General features: G+C 57.9%; 17 protein-coding genes. 9 read left to right on the top strand and 8 right to left on the bottom strand.

Annotated features, from left to right (window positions below; translation table 11 throughout):
* Window positions 1–140 precede the first annotated feature (140 nt).
* Genes AC13QE_RS02770 through AC13QE_RS02780 form a run of 3 tightly spaced genes read left to right on the top strand, consistent with a single transcriptional unit; the run spans window position 141 to window position 5049 of the window.
* Complete coding sequence (locus AC13QE_RS02770; RefSeq protein ID WP_488482476.1) at window positions 141–2306, top strand: GumC family protein; 2166 nt, start codon at window positions 141–143, stop codon at window positions 2304–2306.
* Between the two features lie 2 nt (window positions 2307–2308).
* Complete coding sequence (locus AC13QE_RS02775) at window positions 2309–3436, top strand: glycoside hydrolase family 5 protein (RefSeq protein WP_488482477.1); 1128 nt, start codon at window positions 2309–2311, stop codon at window positions 3434–3436.
* A gap of 59 nt (window positions 3437–3495) precedes the next feature.
* A complete protein-coding gene (locus AC13QE_RS02780; RefSeq protein WP_488482478.1) occupies window positions 3496–5049 on the top strand; it encodes a hypothetical protein in 1554 nt (517 codons plus the stop codon).
* Window positions 5050–5114: 65 nt separating this feature from the next.
* Here the strand turns inward: AC13QE_RS02780 and AC13QE_RS02785 are convergent, their stop codons facing one another.
* From AC13QE_RS02785 to AC13QE_RS02795, 3 genes are all read right to left on the bottom strand, one after another.
* Entirely contained in the window at window positions 5115–5843 is a 729-nt protein-coding gene (locus tag AC13QE_RS02785; RefSeq protein WP_488482479.1) for a hypothetical protein, read from the bottom strand.
* A gap of 259 nt (window positions 5844–6102) precedes the next feature.
* Window positions 6103–7356 (bottom strand): FAD-dependent oxidoreductase, encoded by a 1254-nt coding sequence (locus tag AC13QE_RS02790; protein WP_488482480.1) that lies wholly within the window; start codon window positions 7354–7356, stop codon window positions 6103–6105.
* Window positions 7353–8162, bottom strand: a complete 810-nt coding sequence (locus tag AC13QE_RS02795) for a WecB/TagA/CpsF family glycosyltransferase (protein WP_488482481.1) — start codon at window positions 8160–8162, stop codon at window positions 7353–7355. The genes AC13QE_RS02790 and AC13QE_RS02795 overlap by 4 nt, the downstream gene beginning before the upstream one ends.
* A 522-nt stretch (window positions 8163–8684) precedes the next feature.
* Here AC13QE_RS02795 and AC13QE_RS02800 point away from each other — a divergent pair.
* On the top strand, window positions 8685–8948 hold the full coding sequence (locus AC13QE_RS02800; protein ID WP_488482482.1) for a GNAT family N-acetyltransferase: 264 nt from the start codon (window positions 8685–8687) through the stop codon (window positions 8946–8948).
* 27 nt (window positions 8949–8975) lie between these two features.
* On the opposite strand, the gene AC13QE_RS02805 is transcribed toward AC13QE_RS02800, so the two are convergent.
* On the bottom strand, window positions 8976–9602 hold the full coding sequence (locus tag AC13QE_RS02805) for a LysE family translocator (RefSeq protein WP_132717864.1): 627 nt from the start codon (window positions 9600–9602) through the stop codon (window positions 8976–8978).
* Window positions 9603–9903: 301 nt separating this feature from the next.
* On the opposite strand from AC13QE_RS02805, the gene greA reads away from it, so the two are divergent.
* From greA to AC13QE_RS02820, 3 genes are all read left to right on the top strand, one after another.
* Window positions 9904–10386, top strand: coding sequence for a transcription elongation factor GreA (greA, locus tag AC13QE_RS02810; protein ID WP_488482483.1), 483 nt, complete (start codon window positions 9904–9906; stop codon window positions 10384–10386).
* A 96-nt stretch (window positions 10387–10482) separates the two neighbouring features.
* The gene (locus tag AC13QE_RS02815; protein WP_488482484.1) at window positions 10483–11304 is read left to right on the top strand and encodes a class I SAM-dependent methyltransferase; all 822 of its coding nucleotides are present in this window, start codon (window positions 10483–10485) and stop codon (window positions 11302–11304) included.
* Window positions 11305–11420: 116 nt separating this feature from the next.
* A complete protein-coding gene (locus tag AC13QE_RS02820) occupies window positions 11421–12587 on the top strand; it encodes an acyltransferase family protein (protein WP_488482485.1) in 1167 nt (388 codons plus the stop codon).
* Window positions 12588–12690: 103 nt separating this feature from the next.
* On the opposite strand, the gene AC13QE_RS02825 is transcribed toward AC13QE_RS02820, so the two are convergent.
* Together AC13QE_RS02825 and AC13QE_RS02830 are read right to left on the bottom strand one after the other, a co-directional pair.
* Complete coding sequence (locus tag AC13QE_RS02825) at window positions 12691–13617, bottom strand: cation diffusion facilitator family transporter (RefSeq protein WP_132717867.1); 927 nt, start codon at window positions 13615–13617, stop codon at window positions 12691–12693.
* A gap of 154 nt (window positions 13618–13771) precedes the next feature.
* Window positions 13772–14644 (bottom strand): helix-turn-helix domain-containing protein, encoded by an 873-nt coding sequence (locus AC13QE_RS02830; protein WP_488482486.1) that lies wholly within the window; start codon window positions 14642–14644, stop codon window positions 13772–13774.
* Window positions 14645–14767: 123 nt separating this feature from the next.
* On the opposite strand from AC13QE_RS02830, the gene AC13QE_RS02835 reads away from it, so the two are divergent.
* Window positions 14768–16000 (top strand): cytochrome P450, encoded by a 1233-nt coding sequence (locus AC13QE_RS02835; protein WP_488482487.1) that lies wholly within the window; start codon window positions 14768–14770, stop codon window positions 15998–16000.
* A 29-nt stretch (window positions 16001–16029) separates the two neighbouring features.
* Window positions 16030–16350, top strand: a complete 321-nt coding sequence (locus AC13QE_RS02840; protein ID WP_488482488.1) for a 2Fe-2S iron-sulfur cluster-binding protein — start codon at window positions 16030–16032, stop codon at window positions 16348–16350.
* A 62-nt stretch (window positions 16351–16412) separates the two neighbouring features.
* Here AC13QE_RS02840 and AC13QE_RS02845 read toward each other — a convergent pair whose 3' ends face one another.
* Both AC13QE_RS02845 and AC13QE_RS02850 read right to left on the bottom strand, forming a co-directional pair.
* Window positions 16413–17459, bottom strand: coding sequence for an isopenicillin N synthase family dioxygenase (locus tag AC13QE_RS02845; protein ID WP_488482489.1), 1047 nt, complete (start codon window positions 17457–17459; stop codon window positions 16413–16415).
* A gap of 292 nt (window positions 17460–17751) precedes the next feature.
* Window positions 17752–18585: a DUF1236 domain-containing protein gene (locus AC13QE_RS02850; protein WP_488482490.1), complete on the bottom strand. Its 834-nt coding sequence runs from the start codon at window positions 18583–18585 to the stop codon at window positions 17752–17754.
* Between the last annotated feature and the right edge of the window lie 25 nt (window positions 18586–18610).

Here is an 18610-nt window from a genome sequence, read left to right on the forward strand (position 1 = left end):
TCGCAACATGGTTACTTGCGATATCTGAAGTTGATCACACGCTCCGGTGTAAATTCAACGGATGATTAACATTATTCACTAATACTGAAATTAGTGATGTGTGATGAGCCGGAGACCCGCGGCCCGCGGAGAGGAACTGGATGAAGCCGTTTAACATTGACGAGCGCTCGCTTCCGCCGCTGTTCGATGTCGGTGCCGTGTGGACTATCTTGTGGCAACGCTGGCTGACCGTGCTGGCAAGCACCTTGGCCGTGCTCCTGCTGGCGCTGGCTTACCTTGTTGTGGCAAAGCCGAGCTATACCGCGACAGCTTCCGTCATGATCGATCCACGCGATCCGCGCGCGACGAATCTCAACAATGTTCTGCCCGGCATCGGCAGTGACAGCGCGGCCATCGCGAGCCAAGTGTTTGTCATTGAATCGCGCGACCTGCTGATGAAGGTCTTTGAGAGCGAAAACATCGAAAACGATCCCGAATTTGCAAGCGGCGGTCTGCTGTCGCGTATCGGTCTGGCTTCGCATCCCACGAAGGATTTGATCTTCAAGAATTTTCAGCGTGCCGTCACCGTGGAGCGTGCCGGGCTTACCTATGTCATCGATGTCAGTTTCGCATCCCGCTATTCCGACAAGGCGGCCCGGATCGCCAATGCGATTGTCAATCGCTATAGGGCCGGTCTGTCGGGGGAGCGAGAAACTGCAAACAGCGACGTAAACTCCCTGCTTGCGAGCCGGATCGGCAATCTCCAGAAGAACGTCAGCGATGCCGAGCAGGAGGTCGGAGATTTCAAGGTCTCGCATCAGATTCTGGATGCTTCCGCCGGAGGCACGCTGCAGTCCCAGATCGACAAGCTTACGGATCAGCTGATCGGCGCGCGGAGCGAGGCGGACCAGGCCAAGGATAAATATGCTCAGGCGGTTGCCGCAGGCACCTCACCGGCCGGTCTTGCCAAGCTTTCGGAAATCCTGTCTTCCGAGGCGACGGTCAAACTCCGCGAAAATTATAATCAACGGGCGGCCGACCTCGCCAATTACGAGGCCATGTATCAGCCGCGCCATCCGATCATAAAAAGGCTGCGATCCGAACTGGACAGGATGCAGGGCCTCATGACCATCGAGGCGCAGCGGATCACGCGGGAATTGAAGGCAAAGTCCGATCTCGCCGCGCAAAACGTCACAGCACTTCAGGCAAAGCTCGATGATCTCCGCCAGAAGCTGGAAAGCTCAAATGCTGCGCAGGTGCAGTTGCGGCAGCTGGAGGCGAAGACGAAGGCGGCGCGCACTGTCCTTGACGATTTCCTGAAGCGCGCCGAAGAAACATCGCAGATGCAGGGCCTGCAGCTGCAGGAGGCGCGCGTAATCAGCGCTGCCGCTCCGCCGGTGCAGCCGACCTGGCCCAAGCCGTTGCTGCTCTTGCCGGTCAGCGCTGCGCTTGGTCTTATCATCGGCTGCGGTCTTGCCCTGGTGCGCGGCCCCAAACATCAGCCGGAGCAAGATCCGACAAGCCCCATAAGAGGCAGCCTCCTCGGCGTCGAGCCTCATCGGGATGCCGTGAAGGAGACCGTAAAGCCGGAGCCTGTGCCGGCGCCGGTCAATCTTGGAGAGTATCGGCTGCCTGGTCTTGCCGGCTCCGGCGCCTATCTCAGCATCCGTGCGATGCGAAGACGCTTTTTCCAGGCCGGAAACGAAGCCTTTTCACGGGATGTGTTGCAGCTCATGCGACGCATCATTCTGCATCTGACCGAGCATCCGAAGCCTTACGTGCTGCTTGTCTCATCGCTTCATACGCCGGTTGCGGCGAGACTTGCGGGGGCAATGGTCGGCATCGGTCTCCAGCAGGCCGAACAGAATGTGCTTGTGGTCGAGTTTGGCGATCAGCCGGGTCCGGGAGCATCGGCGCGTAACGGCAACGGTGTCTTCGTGAGCGGTGCGAGCGGTCTACGAACGGTCGTGTACAACAGGCCAGTTGCCGAGAATGGGAAGCCGCCGGGAGGCCTCGGCCTCGACGATATTTTGGCCACTTCCGGCTCCTTCGATTTCGTGCTTCTGATGGGACCTTCCATCGTTGGCAGCTGGGATCCCGCGCTTTTTACCGAAGCGGATCTCATGCTTTTTGCGCTCAACCCGGCCGAGGAAGCGGGGGAAATCACCAACTTGCTTCGTCAGCGCCTCGATGCAGATCAGATCGGGCGCAGCGCCACGTTGATAATTGCATCGGAGCAGACAGAGACGCAGGGTGGCGAGGTGGTGCGAGCGATCCGATCGGCCGACGATGGAGAGCAGGGCGGCCGAATCTCTGCGAGGGGGTGACCGTGGGGCGCAGCTTGCGATCGACGTTGCTATCGCGCCGAAGCGCTCTCAAGCTGGCAGGCGGCTCCATTCTGGCTGCTCTTCCGGCTGCCGGCGCGGCGCGTGCGGCGGCCAAGCCCATCGTGCCTTCGCGCGGCATCAATCTGCCCGGATGGTTCGATCGCGGCGATGGCGTGGCGCCAAGCGAGCCTGTGCTCGAAAAGCTTCGTCAATTGGGCTTTCAAACGGTCCGTTTGCCGATCAATGGCGATCTACTGTCGGCAGGTGATACGACCACCCTCCGTCGCATCGAGACTGGTGTGACCGACCTCAATCGGCTGGGCTTCTCGGTCCTTGCCGACATGCATCCTTCCGAAAGTCTGCATACGGCTCTCCGTCAGGATTTCGAAGCCGGTTCGCAAAGGGCGGCCGAGGCATGGATGGCGCTAGGCAGCGTCCTTGCGAACCTTTCGGATGAGACGGTCTACGCAGAGTTGTTGAACGAGCCGCCTCTGCGAAATGACGCGTGGCTCCAACTAAGGCAACGGCTTGCCGAGGTCGTGCGATCGAAATGTCCCAACCACACGCTCATCTGGGGGCCATCACCCTCTCAGGGCATCTGGGAAATAGGCGAGACGCCGCCGCTTGCCGACGATAATCAGATTGCTGCCATTCATTTCTATTCACCCACGGCCTTCACTCATCAATGCGAGACCTGGGATGCGTCGCCGCTGGCGCGGATTTCGAATTTACCCTTTCCCGCGACCATCGAGACGCCGCTTGTCCAGCAGAGCATCGAAAAGCTGCGAGCGGCCGGGGACGAACAGGCGGCAAGCCTTATCGAGGAACAATTGGCGACACCCTGGACGGAGGCTGCGCTCGCCGCCGAATTTGTGAAGTTGAGGCGCTGGTCCGAGACCTATGACTGCCCTGTCATGATGAACGAATTTGGCGTCCTCAACTTCTGCGTCGATGCTGAAAGCCGTCGGTTCTGGGTTCGGGCCGTGCGGCAGGCGGCCGAGAGCAACAAGATCGGCTGGGTCTATTGGGAGCTTGATCAAGGTTTTGGCATCATCAGGAGCAGAGGCAGCATTGAAGGCTTCGATGACGCCATGATCGCGGCACTTCTGGATGACAGCAATGGGGGCTGAAAAGCGGCGGAATATGGCCATGTGGAACGGCAACTGATGCGGATAAATGGAGATTGGCGATGAGCATTACCGGAGGTCGCGCCGGCTTCGGGGCGGGAGGCCTGAGCGGACTTCGTTCGGACGCCCTTTTCCATCTTTTCATCGCCATCCTCGCGGTTATCGCTTCCGTCTCTGCCTTCGCTGTCTGGACCCCGTTCGGAGTTGCCGCGACATTCGCGTTGACGCTGGTTTTGTCGATTGCTCAACCCGGCTGCATCCCGATCATCATTGCCTGCTCTTTTCTCTATCAAAATCTCGTGGTCGCCTGGTTCACGCCTTTCGTGCCCGATCACAATACGTTCGATGCGCTGCGCGGTGCCAATTTCGTCATTCTCATGACTGCATTCGGCGCCTTCGTGATGGCTTCTTTCCAGTATCGGGTGAGGGCTCTGACCGAATTGCGGCCGTGGCTGACATTCAGCTTTGTGCTCTGCGGTATAGTAAGCTTTTATCTTGCGCTCGGCGCTGTTCATGGCGGGCCGAAGGATGCCGTCATCTATTTCCGCAATACGATCACGCCGCTTGCGTGCTTCCACATCGCAATTCTCGCAGCCAGCCTCTATCCCGTTGATCTGCGCAAGGGCATCTTTTGGCTCTGCGCCGTTGCCATCATCTACGGTTATCTGGAACAGATTTTCCGCATGGATTTCCTGAGCCTGTTTCATGGCGATCTCTATATTCACCGTGGTCTGAAGGCTCAGATCGAGGCCGGTGTCTGGGAAAAGAAGCTGAGAGAGACCGGTTTCGTGCTTCGCGGTATCGAAGACACGATGATGACGACCTTTTTCAACATCAAGCTATTCAGCGACTTGTTTCCGCCGATCTTCCGCAATGGCGGCCCGAATTTTCACCCGATCAGCTATGCCTACGGTTTGAGCATCATGTCTGCCTGGCTTCTCTTCAAGGGGCGCTGGCTGCTGCCGATTGCGGCCTTGCCGCTATTGCTTGTCATCGGCTCCAAAGGCGCGACATTCATGCTGCTTGTTGCGATCGGCGCCCGGCTGATCTATCGCCCATCGCGCGCGGAATTGACGCTGCTTGCCGTCGTCGCGCTTGCCGTCATCTGGACGGTCGCCGCCATCCTCTTCGGCGCCACCCATGGCGATTACCATGTTCTCGGCCTGATCGCGGGCGTTCGCGAATTCCTGCACAATCCGTTCGGGCAGGGCCTGGGGATCGGCGGCAATCTTTCGAGTACGAGCCTCAATCTGGATTGGGACCGGGCGCAGGATGAGGGCGTCGCCTCCGTCCCCGTTGAAAGCGCTGTTGGTGTCATGCTCTACCAGATGGGCGTGGGCAGTTTCGTCTTCTTCGGCTTTCTTGCCGCATTGGCGATGTCTGCCCGCAAGCAGCTGCTCGCCACCGGTGAGCCGGATTTCCTCTTTGCCTTCGTCGCGATCATCACGATTGCATCCAATGCGGTATTGCAGGAAGAGGCATTCTTCTCACCGCTTGCGCTTGGCTTCTGTCTTCTGCTCGTCGGTGTTTCCTTTGGAACGCGATGGCGCTTGCTCGGTATTTCGCGAGGCATGTCCAGTCGATCGGACCAACCCATGTCGGCACCCTCGCCGTAACGCGGTTAAAATCGGTCTGAGCGTGCGCAAACTTCAAAAACCCGGCCAGAGCCCCTTATCAGGGATCAGGAGCCGAAGATGACGAGCTCCGTGAATGTCAGATCTCCAAGCGAGGGCGGTTTCGGACCTTTGAAATACTTCGTTCCGCTTCCGGCAAAGTAACGTCCGACGAGACCGGACACCGGCCCGTTTGCGTCGACGACACAGAGAAATATGCCTTTTCGCAGGAGATGGCGACCAAGTGCGCCGGCACACCGGCTGAGCTCCTCGGGCGTGCGGCTGTAAATCACCTGGGCACTCGGGACAATGCCATGGAAGATGCGGCGTGTCTTGAAAACGAAGGGAAAGGCTTCGTCGCCATCGACGCAAATCAACGACAGACATCCGAGCGCCGCATGCTGAAGAAGAATCCCCCTATCGCCCTCCGAGAGCATCGACATTTCGGCAAGGCCGGGACTTGCTTCGAGCACCCGATAAGGCTGCCTCACAGCACTCAGCATCGGCAGAAACGCCAGTTGTCCGTCCGCATAGCGGCGAAAGCCGAGCGCTTCATTGACCTTTATCGTTCCCGGCGCCGGAGAAACGTTGATGTAGGTGACATTCTTTCGTCTGAGCGCCGCGATAACCATCTTGCCCGCAAAAGCGCGGTATTCCGGATCAACAGCCCAGCTCGATAGATTGCAGCGGAGCTCCTCTCCTCCCAGGCCTTCATGCCGAAAATAAAGCGCCAAGAGGACACCCACGATGTGTCCGGACATATCCAGAACGAAGCCGTATTTCGGTAGGTCGGGCACGAAAGGCCGCTTTTCCATCCGTGTGACGGCCCGCTCCCAATAGCTTCGATCACGGGTCGGAAAATTTCTGCGAAGGCAATCGATGATACCGTCCCAATCGCTCTCCTCGATTGGTCGGCAAGTAAGTCCAGGGGGAAATGCGCCTAAAACTGCCATGATGAACTCCGTACTATTATCGATACAGAACTGCGTTGTTCACGTTATAACTATTTTTCTAGTGAATATTTCTCGAAGCAGCGTTTCTTGCTTGTCATCCCAGCTACGCCACGGATTTAGAGTTCAGCACAGCGGATCGCAGCGCAGATCTGGTGCGTATCGTCTTGAGCTGATGAAGCTTTGCGGCGAGAGCAGGACTTATGCTTTCGATGCCGTATAGGATGCGTCGCCGCGTGAAATGGAGCTGGCGGCGCAGACGCCACCCAACATCGGTTTTCGCGGTCAGATTGAAGTGGCGATCGGCCATTTGCGCCGAACCGATATCCATATCAGCCTTTTCCGCGTCGTCGTAATAGGCGGCGATCCTGGTATGATCGATAGCGGTTTCTGTCATCCATTGCGGGACATATGTGCGGCATAGGCGCTCAACATCGGTCAGAAGCCGGCTGACGCCGAGGCCGGTCGCCGGGCAGGAGGTCAGATAGGCGTCTCCGATGAACACGACACCGTCCTGTCGGCAATTCTCGGCCAGAGTAATCTCGGTGAGCCAGCTGTCGATCCTGCTGGCAATCTCGAAGTCACCAAAATGATCGACGAGTGATGGGAAGGTGGCGATGAGCGCCTGCTTTGGATCGTCATGCAGTGACCTGACCCAGGAATCTCGTGGATCGCGAAAGAGGAAAAGATTGGCTCGTGTTGCATCGGCGACCGGAAATAGATCGAGACGATCGATGCCGTCACCGTCTCCATGATAGCTCAGGGCTGTATGGCGAAATCTATTGGATTGCAGCGGGCGAATGTTGAAGCCGAATGCGAGAGAGCGCCTTTCGCCGATCGATTTGTGCGAAATGCCAAGATCCCTGTGGAGCATATCCCCCATCCCGGTTGCTAGCACTAATAACCGGGCAGTCAGTTCATCCTTGCCGAGAATTGAAATCCGCTGTTGCTTGGCGCTCGTCCGCAAGCCGGTGACCTGACCGACGACGAAATTCACCGTCTCCGGTAATGCCGCGCGCATCGCGCCAATGAGCCTGTTGTAGAAAAAGCCATAATGCTGGCCGCGTGTCCGATCCAATATGCGCCCCCTATGCAGATTGACGATGTCGTCGAAGGGCGCAGCAACCTTGAACAGGGGCGCGAGCAATTGAAGCTGCTCGAGTTTTTCGATCTCTTCACGACCGATTTTCTCAACGCGGAACTCTTGCGGAAAGACGCGATGACGGTCGATGAGTGTCACCCGATATCCCGCTCGGCCGAGCAGGCAGGCGGTAAGCGTGCCGGAAAGCCCGCCACCGACGATGGCTATGTCGGTGTCCGTTTCGGTGGCCGACGGTTCGGGATACCGCTTGTTCATCATTTCGAATACCTCAGGATCGCGTAGATGGCGTAAGGATTGGTTGTCAGATAGCGCCAGAACAGGCGGCGGGGCTCCATCAGCATGCGCCAGAACCACTCGAAGCCGGCCCGTTGGATCCACATGGGCGCTCTCTTCGTTTTCTCCGCCAGATGGTCGAAGAGCCCGCCCGAGGTCTTGATGACGCCGACATTGGCGAGCCGTGCGGCAAAATCGTGCACGAATATCTGCTCGCGCGGAACACCAAGGCCGATCCATAATATGTCGGGAGCAAGCGCGTTGATTTCATCAAGTTTCTGCTCCAGGGCTTCCCCCGCAAGGTAGCCGTGGCAATGACCCACGATGCGCAGGCCGGGATAACGGGTTTGCACGGCGGCGACGGCCTGATGGTTTGCGGTCTCGCTCGCTCCCAGGAGATAGAAGCTCACGCCCTTCCTTTCGGCCAGTTCGGCAACATCATGGAACAGGTCGGTCGTTGCCACGCGCTCGGGGAGCTGTACTCGGCAGAGCAGGCGAGAGGCCATGACGAGAGGTTGGCCGTCAGCCAGGATCTGATCGGCTTCCTTGAAGAGTTTGGCGATATTGGCATCGGCATGAACACGCGCGACGACCTCGCCATTGGCTGATGTAAAGTAATAGGGCCGGCTGTCGCGGCGGCGGCGGCGCGCCACATCGATCATGAAGGAAGCGGCCTTGCGCCGATCGACGACGGTGATGGGCAATCCGCCGATCAGCACGCTTGGAAGCACAAGCGGATAATCTTGAGCGGGAATGGCGGCTGCGTGTTCGGGCGCGTCGGCCGGCTGCATTTGGCTCTCCTGATTTGAAATCTGCTTTTCGGAAACAAGATGTGCACGAGTGGCCTCTGCCTCGCTGAGGTCTGATTTCTCGGCGCTATTGTTGATTGAGTAAGCTCTTTCTGAATAATTTTGAGAGTCTGTACCAATATCTTGCACATCCATTACCTCCGATTGCGTAATGGTTAGCTAATATTGGTTGGAAAGTTAAGGCGTTTATTAGTATTCAGTTAATATGTAAATTTCTAAATAAATAATATTCGTATAAACTGAACTTCTTTCCGGGCTGGATTGCCTAGGAAGGAACGGATATTTCTGAAATAATTTCAGAGGCTTGATTGCTCGCAAGTGATTCTGTTCGCTCGGGGGTAGTAGGAATGATGATAGCGTTTTCGCGGGTACGAAGGAGCGGGTCGGCAAAGCTTCCTGTCAAAGTGACGTTGTCGCCGCCTGCCGGGTCCAAACGGAATACGACCTTGGCGTTAGCGCATTTTTGGGCAGCGATACGACGCAGATGCTGGAGCCGTCCTGTGAGTGCAATCATTGAGATTGCAGGGTGCATCCTCCAGCAGGCGGCAGACGGGATTTGCCGAGCTTGGCGGCCATCCCGATTTTCAGGGGCGCGGCCTCGGCGCCTTGCCCTTCCATTTCGCGGCTGGCGAGATCGCGGCCTGCGGCGAGACTGCCTATCTGCATGCCTATACTACGAATGCGCCGGCCATCGCTCTTTATGAAGCGATGGATTTTCGCATCCGCTCGGAGATAAACTTGTCAGTCATCAAGCGGCAGCCGGTTTGATTTTCCGGTAGCCGCCGTAAAGGCGGGTTACTGCTGCTGCAGCGCGAGCCTCAGACCCAAAGCCATATAGATCGTGCCGATGACCTTTCCCTGCCATCGGCCGATCGTGCGGTTACGGCGCAGCCAGCCACCGATCGAGCCGGCGCCGACCGCCAGAAGCGACGTGACGCCGATGCTGAGGATGACGAAAATCGCTCCCAGCAGCGCGAATTGCCCGATGACGGACCCACTTTCCGGATGAATGAACTGCGGCAGGAAGGCCAGGAAGAAAAGCGCTGTCTTCGGGTTGAGGATCTCGGTGAAGAAACCCTGGCGAAACGCACGCATAGGGGTAATGGCCTGCGCAGTCGGCAGGTCAATGCTGCCGCTTTTCTCGACAAAAGCCTTGAACCCCAGATAGATCAGATAGATGACACCGGCATATTTGACGATCTCGAAGGCCAGTGCGGACGTGGCGAGCAAGGCCGACAACCCGAAAGTCGCCATCATCGTATGGAAAAGATCGCCGGCAGCGATGCCGATGCCGGTTGCCAATCCCACGCGCTTGCCGCCGCTGACCGCTCTGGCGAGCGTGAGCAATGTAGCAGGCCCGGGAATGACCATCAGGCCCAGTACCACCACCATATAAGTCGTCAAAACACCGAGGCTGACCATCGATCTCTCTGAAATTGCGTGCCGCGGCAAAACCCTTCGGCAACATGAAAACTTGATATCAGCTATTGTTAGCTGGTTTAAAGATTAATCGATCTGAAGACCCTTGCAACAGCCATGTCGGGTTCGGGCCTCTTTCGGCGTGCTGGCGTTCCAGCGGTCGTTCTATTCCTCCGGCATAGTCATCTGGTCTATAGTACGCGGCTGATTTGCTTCCCGTCGTTCAAGACAGATCGTCGAACTTGTCCATTGAAAGGACTTCGCCGGGGGATTGCAAGGTTGTAGCTCGCAATGGAGTTTGAAATTGAGCACTGCGTTCATGAAGGAAGAAAGCGCTGAGACGGCCGCTGAAACCGTGCTGCCCGACCGGCCGATTTCTCCACATCCAAACCTCGTCACGGAAGCGGGGTTGAAGGCTCTGGAATTTCAGCTTCAGGAGGCGCGCAAAGCCTATGAAACGGCAAGCGCCATCGAGGATATCAACGAGCGCCGCCGGCAGACGGCCATTCCCTTGCGCGATGTCCGTTATTTCGCGGAAAGGCTGCGAACCGCCGAAGTCGTTGCGACGCCTAGCTCAGCCGAGATCGTCGCTTTCGGAAGCAAGGTAACATTCAGCCGCGAAGATGGCCGTGTGCAGACGTACCGTATCGTCGGCGAAGATGAAGCCGATCCGAAGGTAGGGTCGATTTCCTATGTGTCGCCCGTTGCACGGTTGTTGATGGGGAAGAGGGTGGGAGACGTCATGAGCCTTGGCAATGACGAGCTAGAAATCATCGCGATCGAATAGCCTCTCCGGTATTTGGGGGCTCTTCAGAGCCTGAATGACGCGTCTGCCGCGATATGCTAATGTTGCGATCTATCAGGTGCGCACCGGGTGATGGCAATGTTGGAGGCAGACAAGATATTCGCCGGCTCGATTCCGGAAAATTACGACCGCTACATGGTGCCGTTGATTTTCGAGCCTTATGCGGCAGACATTGCACAACGCGCCGGATCTCTTAGGCCGCGCGCAGTGTTGGAAATTGCCGCAGGCACCGGAGTTGTCACCCGCGCCTTGGCGCCGAAACTATCCTCCGATGCAAGCTACGTCGTCACCGACCTCAACCAGCCGATGCTAGATTATGCCGCTTCGCGACATCAACCGGACGGGCGCATCACTTGGCGGCAAGCGGATGCGATGGCGCTGCCGTTCGAAAGTGCGGCCTTCGATCTCGTCGTCTGCCAGTTCGGCGCGATGTTCTTCCCCGATCGCATCTCGGCCTATCGCGAGGCAAAGCGCGTTCTGAAATCAGGCGGACATTTCCTGTTCAACGTATGGGATCGTATCGAGGACAATGTTTTCGCCGATGACGTGACGAAGGCGCTGGCACGGATTTTCCCGAACGATCCGCCACGTTTTCTGGCGCGCACGCCGCACGGATACCACGATGTAGACCGGATCCGCAGCGATCTCGAGGCTGCCGGTTTCTCTGAAATCGTGATCGAAACGAGGGCAGAGCAGAGCCGCGCGTCCTCACCGCGCATTCCAGCCGTCGCCTATTGTCAGGGAACCCTGCTTCGCAACGAAATCGAGGCCAGGGAAGCGGGGAAGCTGCAGGCCGCGACCGACTATGCAGCCGCCGCGATCGAAGCAAGACATGGCAGCGGCGAAGTTGCGGCCAAGATTCAGGCGCATGTCATATTGGCGACCGCGGGTGAAGCTTAACTGAAGAATAACTATAATTTAAAGCAGCGCTGCGCAATTATGCAGGCAGCGACGAGTTATTATATCGTTTTGGATAGAAAATGCGGGATCCAAGACGATATTTGCCGAGATTTCCGGTGAGGTTTTATAGAAAAATACTTGAGGATGGGGATGCTAGCCGCGCTGCCAGCAAATGCGCCCACACGCTCGTGAATCTCCAGGTATTGCGTGCGCTCGCCGCCTCTTCCGTGGTTGTTGCCCATGCCTTGCACGAGACGGGTATGCTGGCGGCAGCAACGGGACGTGCAGTGGTCGATGGCTCCGCATGGAATCTCGGTTTCGGCGTCGATATATTCTTCGTCCTCTCCGGCTTCATCATGACCCATACGAGCGCGTCGGAATTCGGCAAGAACGGCGCTTCGCTCCGCTTCTTCCTGCGGCGCTGTGCACGTGTGATCCCGCTTTATTGGCTGCTGACGAGCGTCATGTTGCTTGGCGCGCTTGCAGCCCCCTCGCTTCTTGCCGTTCCTATCGGCTCCATATCCCATGTCCTGGCATCCTATTTCTTCATTCCGTCCGGGCGCGGCGTCGATGAGATCAGGCCGGTGCTCGCACTCGGCTGGACGCTGAACTACGAGATGCTGTTTTACGTCTTTTTCGCCGCAGCGCTGCTGCTGCCGATACGATTGGGCGTCTTATGGCTGTCGGTTCTCATGGTCGGAATGGCGCTCGTCGGAAGGCTCATCGATCCCCAGCATGTGCAGATAGCATTCTGGACGAACCCGATCATTCTGGAGTTCCTCTTCGGCGTCTATGTCGCCTTGATTTTCCGCAGCGGAGCAAGGATCGGCGGCGGCTGGGCACTTGGGCTGGCAGCCATCGGGCTCCTTGGCTTCGTACATGTCTCGACGCTTTGGAACGATGCGGCCCTGCCGCAATTCCTGCGAAGCGGTGTGCCTGCGGCTTTGTTCGTCCTCGCGGCCGCGATCGGCCCCGTCCTGCCTCAAAGGCGGCCCGTCCTTTGGGGTGTCGCGCTCGGGGATGCCTCCTATAGCCTCTATCTTGTCCATCCCTTCATCCTGCGGCCACTGCGCGCGCTATGGGAGAAAGTGATCGGGGCAGGGCTTCCTCTCGGACTGTTCGTCGTTTTTGCGACGCTTGTCGCCGCCATGTTTGCCAAGGCGCTTTTCAGATATGTCGAGAGGCCGCTTACGACCCGCGTTCAGGGCCTTGTGCTTCGCTCTCCACGGAGCAAGCAGACAGCGGTCGCTCCTGTTTCGCGAGCTGATACTGAGAGCGCCTGATCTTTTCAGCGGGTGCTCTTGCCAGATTGCCTCGGCATTTGCGCATCGCGGCTTGGTCGATCTTCGCTCTGTAGTATCGGTAGACTGGCGGGTGCGGCGGCGCTTAATCGGCCCATTCCGGATCGGTCGTAAATGCAATCGTCAGCCAGCGGTCCGGGCCTTCGCCACCGATCGCTTCGCCGATCTCGTCACGGATATGGTCCCATTCCTCCAGCTTCTTCGCCGGTCCGTCCGGCGGCACGATGAAGTAAAGCTCGATCTGCCTGCCGCGGCCGACGCGCGCGACGTAGGAGCGGTAGGACAGGAAATTGTAGCGTTGAACGATCTCTGCAGCCACACGGTCGACATGGTCCCGAAGATCCGCGGGCGTCACGAGCAGGATATCGGCGAATGCCTGCTTGATCGTTCCGACCGGCATGGGAATGACGATGAGGCAGACGAGAGCCAGGGCGACGGGATCGACATAGGGCGACATCCACTGCAGCTTCGTTCCTTGGATGAAGAAGCCGAAGATGAAGGCGAGGAGCAATGCGGCGCTGAGGCTGCCGGTCATCACCCAGGCCTTGGCATCCAGTGCAATGAAGTTGGATCCGATGGTCTTGTTCGCTCGCGTTGCATAGGCGGCCATCAAGAAGGCGATGATCATGGTCAGGACGGCATAGATGATGGCCTGATCGAAAGAAAGATGCCGTCCGCCGCTCATGATGCTGCCGACGGCGTTGATCAAGGCATAGACGGCTGCTCCCGTCAGCAGCACGCCATTGAGGCCGAGCACCATGGGCTCGAGATGCCAGAAACCCATGGTGAAATGCTTGGCGAATTTGCCGGCGGCGGTTGTGTTTGTCGCCGAAGATACGATCAGATTGGAAACGACCAGCGCAACGATCGTCATGCTCGCATCCGTGAGTGCGTAGATGCCGTCGAAGACGATCGCATAGGAGCCGGAGAGAAGGCCGAAGACAATGCCGGCGACGGCGAGAACGAACGTCACGATAATGGAAATGCGCAGAACGCTTTGTTCGGTCGTCATTTTTCAATCCCTGGCTAGGGCGCGGCGTTCGTTTCGGAAAGACGCGGGTGTGAGCTGTCGCAACTCTTAGCCCGTCATATGCGCCGCGCCAATCGGGTAACTATGTCGAGGAGCTTTGGCTCAGAAACCGAGAGGTATTTGATCTCTCATGCCTCTATGGCCTCGCGCTCCGGCCCTGCCGCCTGAACTCGCTGGGAGTGACGCCGACCAGCTTCTTGAAGTCGCGGGCAAAGTGAAAGGGGTCGGGATAGCCGCATCGGGCGGCTATCCGGCTGATCTGCTCGTCCGTTACGACCAGCAACGGCTTTGCGGCATTCACACGCTCATGGCGCAGCCAATCCAGAGGCGTCGTTCCCATCCTCTGGCGAAAGCGGCGGAACAATTGCGCCTGGCTTAGATTGGCGGCGGTCGCGAGATCTTCTATCGCCCAGGGGCGTGTCAGGTCGGCGCGAACCATTTCCATGACCCGTTGCAATCGTTGTGCGGAGGCGCTGAGTTCGCTGCTTTCGGCGCGCTCGGATATAAGGAATGAAATCAACTGTGCCAGCAGGGCAAAGCATCTGTTGTCAGCAAGAAAGCTGCCCGTCTCTACTTCCCGCAGGATGCCTTCGAACAGCGCCTTTGGATCGCGGGTGTTGGCCGTGTTGAAGATCGGATTGCCGATCACGCCGAGACTGTCGAACAAGATATCGAGCCCATATCCTGTGAAACCCAGCCATAGGTAGGACCAGTGCGAATGGTGCGGCTCGCAGCGATGCGAATAGAGCATCGAGGAATCGAGCCAGGCGATCGTCCCCTCATGCAGCAAGCTCGAAACCCCATTGACCTGCAGCAGGCCTTTTCCGCTGAGAGTAAGGATCAGGGTGTGATGGTTGAAGCGATGGGCGATCGGCATTTCAGCAGGCGTGCAAACCCGGCGCCCGGCGGCGAGAAGCGTGTAAGGGAACGCCCGGGACAACTTGCCCGGAGTCTGAAAGAAGACGTCGTCGACAGGGAGGCTCTCTGGTAAAATCGCTTCATGGGTCATGGCGACTTATCTCTATTTCGGAATGAGAGTTTTATCCATATGGCTGCGGCTCGCATCCATGTCCTTTCGTCGTTTGACGCTGTATTCTATGGCCGATGAACCAGATTGGATGAGGTCCTCATCATGCCGATGGCAACTCCACTATTCGATCCGCTCTCGCAGGCGTTTACGGACGATCCCTATGCGTCTTACCGCGTGCTGCGCGCCAGCCCGGGTCCGGTCTACTATGAGCAGTTCGACATATGGCTGCTGTCGCGCTATCAGGATGTGGCTGCCGCTGCCGCCGACAAGACGCTCGTGCGGTCTCTCGAATTCTTTCTCTCACCCGAGGAAATACGAGAGCAGAAGGTTCGGCAGAACTGGCATGACATGCCGAACCATTCGCGTTTCGTTCAATTCAGCCTGCTGGATTCCGATGGCGAAACCCACGACCGGTTGCGCCGCAAGGTGTTCCGTGAATTTACGCCTGCGCTCGTCGCGCGCCAGCGCGGCATGATACAGGATTTCGTGGACCGCCTGCTCGACCGTCTCCTGCAGGCAGATACGATCGATTTCGTCGAGGATCTTGCTTCGCAGGTTCCGGGCCACATCATCGGTTCGGTGCTGGGCGTGCCGGAGGAATATGCCGGGCAACTGCGCAAGTGGTCGGAAGACGTCGTGCAATATTTCGACGTCGATCGCAGCGCGGAGCGCAAGGCGATCGCCGAACGTGCGACGACGGAGTTTTACGAACTTCTCGAGGAACTTATTACCGAGCGCTTAAGCACGCCGCGCGACGATCTTCTCTGTCGGCTGACCGAGGCGCATGCCGCCGGCGAGCTTACCGAAGACGAACTCGTTTCCACTTGCATGCTGATCCTCATGGCCGGGCACGGCTCGACGATCGATGTGCTGGGCAGCGGCATGCATGCTTTGTTGCAATATCCCCATGCTTTGAAGACGTTGCGTGAAACGCCGGCGGTAATGTCGAGCGCCATTCAGGAAATGTTCCGTTTCGAGTCGCCGCTGCCATTCTTCCATCGCTATCTGACCGAGGAAAGGACGATTGCCGGCAAGCTGTTGCCAAAGGGTACGAAGATCGGTCTGCTCTATGGCGCGGCCAATCGCGATCCCGAACAATTCGAGTCGCCTGACGAGTTCGACGTCGGGCGCACGCCCAATCGCCATCTGGCGTTTGGCGGTGGCGCACATTTCTGTCTGGGCAATCATCTGGCCCGGCTGGATATGGAGATCATTTTCTCGACGCTTCTGCAGCGCACTCGCTCGATCGAACTGCTGGACGACAATCCCGCCTATAAGCGTGGCCTGTCGGTGCGCGGACCGAAACGTCTGGACATTCGCCTCATCGCCGCATGAGCGGATTTGCCGAAAATATGGAGAATGCAATGTGTGAAATCGTGTTCATCGATTCCGCCGGCCGCGAGACGCGCGTCCAGGCACAGGAGGGCGAGACGCTGATGGCCGTCGCCGTCAGGAGCGGCATCGACGGCATCGTGGCGCAATGCGGCGGCGCCTTGGCCTGCGGCACCTGTCACTGCTACATCGAGCCGCCTCATCTCGATCGTCTGCCATCGCCTTCCGAGGAGGAAGCGATGATGATCGAATTCGTGATGGAGCCGATGCCGAACAGCCGGTTGAGCTGTCAGATCCTCGCAAGCAATGTCGTCGATGGCATGCGGGTGATCGTGCCCGATAGCCAGCACTAGGAACCAGCTTCGAGAGGAGGTGGCCGATATAGCGACCTCACCTCGATCTTGATGGATCCGGCCTAAACCAACTGCTCCGATGCCAGGAGATCGGCATAGTGAGCTCGGGCCACATCCGGATGGGAGCGTAGCCGGCTCTTCAGCTGGTTCTGGCCAACTTCGCGGAAGATCGGGTTCAGGGGATCGACCGAGATGCCGCGTTCCGATCGCTTCAACTCTTCCGGCAGTTCGATGACCGGGATGGTCGCATCCGGACGGGAGCCTAGGAAGAAGGCGACGGAGAAGCGCTCGACACCGGCAGGCGGTGCGACGACGTCATGCACATCGGCGCGCACGAAGCCGTTTGTCGCAAGCTCGAGCAATTCGCCCGTATTGATGACGAAGGTGCCCGGAACCGGCGGCGCATCGATCCAGAGGCCGTCTTCCGTGCGCACCCGCAGACCGGGCGTGGTGTCCTGCAACAGCACGGTGACGAAGCCGCCATCCTTGTGAGCGCCGACGCCCTGATCCGTTTCGGCGACATCGCGGCCGGGATAGCGGATGATCTTCAGAAGCTGCGAGGCCTGCGGCTCATAGATATCGGCAAAGACGTTTTCCGCCTGGCCGAGAGCCGCCGCGATCGCCTTCAGAATATCGATGCCGATACGTGTCACCTCTGCTTGATAGGCCAGCAGCAGGGGTTTGAGTTCCGGCAAGGCTTCCGGCCACTGGTTCGGCCCCTGCAGCCGCCGCCATGCTGGCGTATCAGGGCCGATCTCGAAGGGTGCGCTTTCGGTGTTGATGTCGAGCTGCTCGCGCCAATCCTGTTCGCCGCGGGTACGCTCCTGCCCGGCACGATTGTAGCCGCGGAAATGGGGCGACTTCACCATCTCGATCTTGAGTTTTTCTTCGAGCGGCAATGCAAAGAAACGCTTCGCCGTCGCAACGACATCGGCAATGAGTTGGGGGGCGACGCCATGGCCGGTCAGATAGAAGAAACCATGGTCGTAGAGCACGTTGCGAAGCTCCGCGACGAATGCCTGGCGGTCCGAGGGCGAGGCGTAGAAGCGCTGGAGATCGAGCGTGGGCAGTGATATCTTTATGCCTGATGGCGTGGTCTGAACTGTCAACGGCGGTTTCCTCTTTCAAGGTGATTTTGTCGGGGCTTTTCACGGGCAACCCTGTTCCTCAGATCGAGGCTAGAATCCATGAGGCAGGAAGGCAAAGAAGATAATCTCAAAGATCGCGGATTTGCTGGAATGGGTTTTTGCGGCAGCCGCTCTTGAGGGAGCCACTCGCTTGAAGAGTCCTGCGGCTCTGGTTCGGGCCAATTTTTAAGCGATGTATTCGGCCCATCGCCGCTTTAATTCTAGTGAGCCTCTTGCCGGTATCGCGACGTCTCGGTACCGGCAAGAGAGAGACTCAAGCATCGATGATGTAGACGATTTCAAAGGTCGAAGGATCTACAATCACAATCCGGCCATCCGCAAGAACAAAGAAGCGGTACGACTTGTACTGAGGGACGATTTCGACAATTCTCGGCGGTAACGGCTGCAGCTCGATCTTCCGAGGAATTCTCGTGCCGACCGATACCGTGAAGTCGGTCTCGCGAATAGGCGCGACGTGTACTTCCTTGACGACTTGGCGAATCTGCGTCTGCTGCTCGACGGACACCTGCACTTGGGTATTCGACTGTTTGCCTGTCGTTGTGGTTTCGCTGCTGGTTGTACCCTGCTCACCGTTACTTGCCGGCTTGTCGGGAGATTTAACGGTATTTCCCGAATTCCCTGCAGATCCGCCTTTTGTATTGACGCCATTCTGGTTTTCGCCGGACTGATTTGTATCGTTGGATTGAGGAGCGGTCGTATTGTTCATTGACCCGCTCTCGGTACCCTTTTTGCTTTTCGTCTCATTGTCGCGCTGCTTAAGTGTCCCCGATTGATCCGTTGATCCGCTGTTCGTCGAACTGCCATTTTGAGTATCGTTCGACATCGAACCTTGGCTATTCGGCGTAGATTGCCCTGAAGGCTGATCAGCGGAGCTACCGGTTCCCGACTTTGTACCTGTTGTCGAAGTACCCGTCGTCAAACCGCCGTTCGAAGTTCCCGAGTCTGGCTGGGCGGGCTGTTTGCTATCGTGCGTCGTCCCGCCCTTTGGGACGATCGGGTTATCCTGTGCGTTTGCGGGCGCTGTGCCTATGAACGAAACGCTTATGGATAAAGCCGCTATCATGGAGGCGAGTGCGTTGGTTTTCATGATTTGCTCTTTCCTATTTACGATC

It is taken from the genome of Martinezella sp. CNPSo 3957, assembly GCF_057784395.1.

What these genes read in the sequence shown, in the direction of transcription:
- AC13QE_RS02770 (WP_488482476.1), top strand. Translation starts at nt 141, where the DNA reads ATGAAGCCGTTTAACATTGACGAGCGCTCGCTTCCGCCGCTGTTCGAT.
- AC13QE_RS02780 (WP_488482478.1), top strand. Translation starts at nt 3,496, where the DNA reads ATGAGCATTACCGGAGGTCGCGCCGGCTTCGGGGCGGGAGGCCTGAGC.
- AC13QE_RS02790 (WP_488482480.1), bottom strand. Translation starts at nt 7,356, where the DNA reads ATGATGAACAAGCGGTATCCCGAACCGTCGGCCACCGAAACGGACACC.
- AC13QE_RS02795 (WP_488482481.1), bottom strand. Translation starts at nt 8,162, where the DNA reads ATGCAGCCGGCCGACGCGCCCGAACACGCAGCCGCCATTCCCGCTCAA.
- AC13QE_RS02805 (WP_132717864.1), bottom strand. Translation starts at nt 9,602, where the DNA reads ATGGTCAGCCTCGGTGTTTTGACGACTTATATGGTGGTGGTACTGGGC.
- AC13QE_RS02815 (WP_488482484.1), top strand. Translation starts at nt 10,483, where the DNA reads ATGTTGGAGGCAGACAAGATATTCGCCGGCTCGATTCCGGAAAATTAC.
- AC13QE_RS02825 (WP_132717867.1), bottom strand. Translation starts at nt 13,617, where the DNA reads ATGACGACCGAACAAAGCGTTCTGCGCATTTCCATTATCGTGACGTTC.
- AC13QE_RS02830 (WP_488482486.1), bottom strand. Translation starts at nt 14,644, where the DNA reads ATGACCCATGAAGCGATTTTACCAGAGAGCCTCCCTGTCGACGACGTC.
- AC13QE_RS02835 (WP_488482487.1), top strand. Translation starts at nt 14,768, where the DNA reads ATGCCGATGGCAACTCCACTATTCGATCCGCTCTCGCAGGCGTTTACG.
- AC13QE_RS02840 (WP_488482488.1), top strand. Translation starts at nt 16,030, where the DNA reads ATGTGTGAAATCGTGTTCATCGATTCCGCCGGCCGCGAGACGCGCGTC.
- AC13QE_RS02850 (WP_488482490.1), bottom strand. Translation starts at nt 18,585, where the DNA reads ATGAAAACCAACGCACTCGCCTCCATGATAGCGGCTTTATCCATAAGC.